This is a genomic window from Sphingomonas sp. S-NIH.Pt3_0716, assembly GCF_003950715.1.
Taxonomy (GTDB): Bacteria; Pseudomonadota; Alphaproteobacteria; order Sphingomonadales; family Sphingomonadaceae; genus Sphingobium; species Sphingobium yanoikuyae_A.
In genome coordinates, this window is the sequence record NZ_QLJK01000089.1 from 1 (window position 1) to 2,344 (window position 2,344).

Consider the following 2,344-nt stretch of genomic DNA (forward strand, 5'->3'; position numbering starts at 1 on the left):
CTGTCAACGGGCACCGAAGATTCCGCAAAAGTGGGCATCTAAAATTCCCTAGTTTGGCGGGAGTTTTTTTTCGGTGATCAGCCGTGATGAAGATCGAGCTTTTCCTTTGCTGGGCGACCGCGCCGTTTCGGCAAGGGCGGTGGGTTGATGGAGGGAGTGGCGCGCGCATGCTCAGGCAGCAAGTCGGCGTGCTGTCGCATGCGATAGCTGGATCCCTCGATCTGGATGACCACAGCGTGGTGAAGGAGGCGGTCCAACAAGGCCGTCGCCACCACAGGATCGCCAAAGACCTCGCCCCATTCGGCAAAGCCGCGGTTGGATGTGAGGATCATGGCGCCCTTTTCGTATCGGGCGTTGACGAGCTGGAAGAACAGGTTGCCGCCGCCCGGCGTGACAGGGAGATATCCGATCTCGTCAACGACGAGCAGGGAGGAGCGGCACAGGAAGCGGATCCTTTCGCGTAACGTGCCCTCGCGTTCAGCCTTGGCCAGCGAAGCGATCAGATCGGCGAGCGGGATGAAGTAGACGCTCTTGCCTGCCTTCACAGCTTCGACTGAGAGGGCGGTCGCGATGTGGCTTTTCCCGGTGCCCGGCGGCCCCAGCAGATGCACGACCTCGGCCCGGTTGATGAAGTCGAGGCCGGCCAGCGCCAGGATCCGGTTGCGGTCGAGCGATGGCTGGAAGGAGAAGTCATATCCGTCCAGCGTCTTGATGATCGGCAGCCTGGCCATGCGCAGGGCCGCCTTGATCCTGCGGTTCTCCCGCAGCGACAGTTCTTCGTTCAGCAATATGTCGATCGCCTCAACGCCATCGATCTTGCCCTGCTCGATCCCGCGCAGGGTGGCGTCGAGCATTTCCAGGGCGCGCGGCATTTTGAGATGGACCAGACTGCGGCGGATATTATCAACGCGAGACGCGGCACCCCCATGGCTCATGGCCGTTCTCCTCGGGCCAGTTGGCTGCCGATCGCCTGATAGATCGCCAGGGAGCGCACCGCGACATGCTCGCCGATACGACCAATGGCGATATCCTCTTTCCCATGGTGACGCCGTTTGGCGCCGCTGCCTCCGGTTCGATGCGCAGGATCGATCCTGTACTGTCGGCGCCCCTCCAGGACAGGATGCTCGGCAATGACCTTGCCCAGGTCGATGATCCGGATCTTGTTGGGCAACTGCTGGATTTCGACGACGCGGCGGGTGCAATCGGGAACGCTGTAGTAATTGCCGCCGACGGAGACCATGCCGTCGTGGCTGACCCGGCGCTCCAGCTTCAGAACCGCATCGAAGCGCCCCGCTGGGAGCAACTGCAACTCTGGCTGCTCGGCGGCAAAGGCGTCGGCGATGATCCGCTGCGTCGTGCCGTGGACACGGACGTTGGCGACGGTATCGAGCCAGTCGATAAGCTGGACATTGAGATCTTCCAGATTGCGGAAGCTCCGCCCGAGGAAGAAGTCTTTGCGGATGTAGCTGAACGGCCGCTCGACCTTTCCCTTGGTCTTGGCCCGATAGGGACGACAGGCGCGCGGAACGAAGCGATAATGCCCCGCCAGAGCCAGCAATGATCGATTGTAGATGATGTGACCCTGATCGTCTTCCCCGGTCACGGCGGTTTTCATGCGATCGTAGAGGATCTCGATCGGGACGCCTCCGATCGCTTCAAAGGCCTGTATATGACAGCGCAACAGGGTTTGGAGATCCTGGTGCATGACATAGCGCGCGAACAGGAAGCGCGAATGCCCCAGCACCAGGCTGAACAGCCAGACGATCCGGCTGACGCCGGGCTCATCGGTAAAATCAACGACGAACCGGGCGAAGTCGACCTGCGCCTGCACGCCAGGCGGCGTCTCGAACCGAACCTCGAAGGGCTTGGGGCCATTTTCCGGTCGAATCGCTGCCAGGAACCGCTTCACCGCAGTATAGGCGCCCATATAGCCCAGCTCACGGATTTCACGCGTCAGGCGCGCCGCCGTCAGATCGGGAAAGGCCGTCACGCGCTCACGCAGAAATTCCAGATAGGGCGCCAGCTTGTTCGGCCGTCCCAATGCGCGTGGGCCATAGACCGGGGCCTCGACGCCCCGTTCGATATATTTGCGGATGGTCTTGGGATCGCGACCAGTGCGTCGGGCGATGGCGGATATCGATACGCCCTGCCGATGTAGCTCGAGGATCATCATCAATTCTCCAAGTCGGATCATCGGCCCCGTCTCCGCGTCTGCAAAGGAGATGAGGACGATGTCGGCTCATCTCATTCTGCCGGGGCTAGCCCCGGCAGAATGAGATGAAGGGGCCACCAACTAGGGAATTTTCAAAGCCCACTTTTGCGGAGAATTGCAGGACCGATGACA

2 protein-coding genes are annotated in these 2,344 nt (G+C 61.2%); both read right to left on the reverse strand.

What is annotated here, in order from left to right:
• Positions 1-77: 77 nt before the first annotated feature.
• A complete protein-coding gene (gene istB, locus BRX37_RS26085) occupies positions 78-935 on the reverse strand; it encodes an IS21-like element helper ATPase IstB (protein ID WP_125990335.1) in 858 nt (285 codons plus the stop codon).
• Entirely contained in the window at positions 932-2,194 is a 1,263-nt protein-coding gene (gene istA / locus BRX37_RS26090; protein ID WP_125990337.1) for an IS21 family transposase, read from the reverse strand. Before istA ends, istB begins: the two co-directional genes overlap by 4 nt.
• Positions 2,195-2,344 lie beyond the last annotated feature (150 nt).